The following is a 3,892-nucleotide window of genomic DNA, read 5'->3' as shown; positions in this document are numbered from 1 at the left end:
CGGCGCCTGAAACCAGCCATCAATGGCGTGGGTAATTACTCTCACGGCTCAGCCGCTCAAGATCACTTCGGCTTATCCCAGGAGGAAATCAGCGAAACCCAACCCGCGCAAGGGGGTGGGTAATTACGTTATAGTAGAAACGGCTCCAGTATCGAAGTACTTCGTTCTTTTGATCCTCTTCGGCGATTGACATGCAATCTTGGAGCAGTTGGTCTCCGTCGCTTGATATGCGATCAAATCTAACTCGATCTGTGTGATTTAGCTGAGATACTTCGAGATAGATCGCACCCTTCTCAAGCATGGCGTCAGCGAGCTCGCGCCGACTAGCTGTTTGGCGGAAAAAATTGATCATCTCGTCCGCCCAGGCATAGGCGATGCTTGGATCAGGATTGCCTCTCTCTTGTAAGCGGTAGGATCGAATCAACATTGAGAAGGCCTTGCCGAGCGTCTGGTGGCCGGTCTCACGGCGGTCTTGCAGCCCTGTATTGTACCAAGCTTGCTCGAATGCGGTCCGGGCTGTCGTTAGATCGGGAGGGAGCGTGCCCCGAGATAGGAGAGCGCCGGAGCTTTGGATCCGCTCAGCTACTTCTAACCAACGTTTTGCCGCATCGATCAGGGCTGATGCAGGGCTGGCCTGAACCTGAATAAGTGGGACGCTGCTGTAAGTTAGAGCGCTGCAAGCAGCCGAGTTGACGCCGCAATGCAAGACCCTGGTCGTCGCGCTCGATTGCGTCGATGCAAACGATATTGTTGCGCCGGCGAACAGCAGAATGGCACTTTGCTTCGGGCGTCTGGGCGGGCGAAAATCGTCCTCCAGCATGATCGACCCTCCCGAGAGTACAAACTGCCAGCGACAGGTGCGTTGGCTGCTCACGGTACAAGCGATCAGCGCCCATCGGCAACAGGCAGCGCCGCGAGATGCATGTGCCTGTACCCGCCAGCAAGCGCTGGAAGAGCATGATTTGATACGGCCGTTCCTGGTGACGGGCGGAGTAGGAAAGACTAAGCCTATTCCGGTTGAAGAGGGTTCGTTGCCGGGTTCGTCCCTTCCGCCAACGCTAATTCCTTAATGGGTGGTCGGGTGGTAGGGGTGGTGGCCGAACACGCCGTCGCATCACTGCGCCGGCCAGCCGTTGCTGGCGAAAAGCGCCTCCATCACAGCAGCCGTCCCCTCTGCGTCCTCCGCCATGACCGCGCGCTGGTAGAGGAGAACCGGCAGAGTTGGGTTGTTCGGCACGAAGCCCTGCTCAGACAGTAAGAAATTTTGCGGCTCCGCCAATGGCGCCCCGGTCGATCTAGTCTCGCCGCTCACGCGCCCTGCCCGACGTTGACGCTTCGGCCGCCGTTCACGACGAAGCTCTGCGCGGTGACGTAGTCCACGTCGGCACGCACGAGGTACGCGATCAGCCGCCCGATCTCGCGCGGGCACGCAGGCCGTCCGAGCGGGATGGCAGCAAGCTTCTTCTCTCACTCGACCAGATCGCCGTAAGCATCCGGCCTGGTTTGTGGGCGTGCCGGTCTCGACGGGCGGGACAGTTCAGGCTGCGTTCGCGACATGCTGATTGCCAGTCTGGGCGATGGACTTCGTATCCGACCGCGTCTTCGACGGGCGTCTGTTCCGGATTCTGACGGTCGTCGATTGCCACACGCGAGAGTCGCTCTCGCTCACATCGAGAGCCAACGTCCGCACCTACCGGGTTACCGAGGCTCTCGACGCCTTGGTTAGGTTGCCGGGGCGGCCCAAGAGCCTGCGGGTGGATAATAGACCGGAGTTCGTCGGCCGCATGCTCGACCGCTGGGCCTACGAGAATGGTGTCACGCTAGGCTTCTCTCGCGCTGGCAAGCCGACCGGCAACGCGCTGGTCGGGTCGTTCAACGGCCGCCTGCGCGACGAATGCCTGAACGCGAACTGGTTCTTGTCGTTGGCCGACGCGAGGAGCAAGATCGAGACGTGGCGGCGGCACTACAACGAGAGCCGTCCTCACACCGCCCTGGGGTGGCGAACGCCCCAGGAATTCGCCCTGGCGGCGGCCCTGCAGGCCGCCGAATGAGACCCGGAGGCTCACCTTTCGGCCGGACCAAGATCCGGGGGACCCTCACTTATCTGCACTGGTCCAAAATACCAGATTGATTCATGGCGAACCACAATCAAATAAATCGCGCTCATGTTTGTTCCTAAACCAGTAAGGACGATGAGTTTATGCTTTTCTTCTTGTGCGGGAGCCGATCATGTCGTCATGTCGCCTATCTCGACTGCTACAGACTGCCGTCAATATCCGAAAAATTCAAGGCATAGTGTTTGATTTATTGTTGAATCTATTTATATTAACTGCGGTGGCTGACCTGGTATCCGGAGTATCTTCCAGAGTATTGGCTGCCGAGTTCCGAATACCTAGCGACGATCAAGCTCAATATACTGTTGAAATACCTGACATATGGAAGCCGGAAGCCACCGAGGAAGGAGTTGACGTAACTTCTCCGGATGGTTCAACGTATATCGCTATCGAAGCAATTGATGCGTCATCGCCGGATACGGTGCTGGCAGAAATTAGGAGTTATCTTGCTCGCGAATCGGTGATTTTGAACGAGAAGACGAAAGCGGAGTCAAAATCCGTATTAGCTGGGAGAGAAGGAACGCGAATAACTTGGAATGCTAAAGAAGATGGGGAGCCGACATTTGTAAGTCTTTGGTATGTGCCCCCGGATAACAATAAGATACTTTACGTCCTTTATTGGGGTCCGACCTCGTCTTCCGCTGCTAATTCGCAAATTATTTCATCAATACTTCAAAGCTTAAAGTGACAATTTCGCCTCGTCACTCACTTAATTCCTGAGACTGTCTCCATCAGCCCAAATCGGATGTCCGGTTTCGGATGCGTTGCCAGCTTCGGCTTACTACCTCAAGGCGAAGTTACCGGAGGCCTGACGAACCGCCGCTTTGGAGAAGCGTCGCGGGCGATCCGGCTGGCCGAGTTAGGTCGGTAGGAGGCTGTCCGCTTTTCCGGCGTGTCGGCTCCAGAGCGGACCAGCCGACGACGGTTGCGAGGACGCATGCGACGGCTCAGACAATTTGTCCGGAACGTTTCAACGAGCGCAATTTTGTCCAGATGTCTGGCAAGCGCGGACAGCTCACTACGAGGGTGTACCCGGGGGCCGGGTGGCCGCCCTCGTGTTGAGGCGATCAATGAAGCCGCAACGCTCACACCACGCGCTGATGTATGTTTTTACTTTTATCTAATATCTTTTAAGCGGTAGAATGTATCAGGGTATTAAGAATCCCGTGTGACGGGGCGTCTTTTTTGTCTGATTAGTATCAGCACGTTGCTAAAAAAACACGATCTGATACAACTAGACTCGTTGCCGATCGGCGAAAATTGGTAAGAAAATGATATCTAGAGAGGATATTTATCGAGCGGTCTGGGGAAGTCCCATCAATATGGCCGCCGATCAATTTGGCGTATCGGAAGTATATCTAATTCAGATTTGCAATTTGTTTAATGTGCCAGTGCCGTCGCCTAGCTATTGGGGGAAACTCGGAGCGGGAAAGCAGGAGCCTCGAATGCCGCTGCCGCCGCTTCGTCCTGGGGATCCGGAGAGCTGGTTTCAGGCAATCGAGCCCACGGCGAGTGTTAGGTCTGCCGCCCCGCCGCCTACAGTGGAAAAGAAGAAGTACCCGATCGCACGTGATGCAGTACACCGTCTTATCAGGGGCGCGAGGGTGCACTTCGAGGCGGGTCGGCTAGTCGAGAAGGGGGCGTATCTGAAGTAATTACCCACCCCCTTGCGCGGGTTGGGTTTCGCTGATTCCCTCGTGGGATGGTTCGTACCGATCTTGAGCGGCTGAGCCGCGAGGAGTTGATCGAACTGGTGCTGCGGCTGCAGCGTCCGGATA

3 protein-coding genes and 1 pseudogene are annotated in these 3,892 nt (G+C 56.4%); 2 read left to right on the top strand and 2 right to left on the bottom strand.

Annotated features, from left to right (window positions below; translation table 11 throughout):
- Positions 1-88 precede the first annotated feature (88 nt).
- Both FV242_RS33115 and FV242_RS33110 read right to left on the bottom strand, forming a co-directional pair.
- Positions 89-820: a hypothetical protein gene (locus FV242_RS33115; RefSeq protein WP_147941900.1), complete on the bottom strand. Its 732-nt coding sequence runs from the start codon at positions 818-820 to the stop codon at positions 89-91.
- 294 nt (positions 821-1,114) lie between these two features.
- Entirely contained in the window at positions 1,115-1,312 is a 198-nt protein-coding gene (locus FV242_RS33110; protein WP_147941899.1) for a hypothetical protein, read from the bottom strand.
- 256 nt (positions 1,313-1,568) lie between these two features.
- Here FV242_RS33110 and FV242_RS33100 point away from each other — a divergent pair.
- Together FV242_RS33100 and FV242_RS33095 are read left to right on the top strand one after the other, a co-directional pair.
- Positions 1,569-2,051, top strand: a pseudogene (locus FV242_RS33100) (integrase core domain-containing protein); the annotation flags it as partial.
- Positions 2,052-2,229: 178 nt separating this feature from the next.
- Positions 2,230-2,802 (top strand): hypothetical protein, encoded by a 573-nt coding sequence (locus FV242_RS33095; protein ID WP_147941898.1) that lies wholly within the window; start codon positions 2,230-2,232, stop codon positions 2,800-2,802.
- Positions 2,803-3,892: the final 1,090 nt, after the last annotated feature.

This window comes from Methylobacterium sp. WL64 (genome assembly GCF_008039945.1).
Taxonomy (GTDB): Bacteria; Pseudomonadota; Alphaproteobacteria; order Rhizobiales; family Beijerinckiaceae; genus Methylobacterium.
The sequence above is the reverse complement of the archived record's forward strand: the minus strand, read 5'-3'. Positions and strand labels throughout refer to the sequence as shown.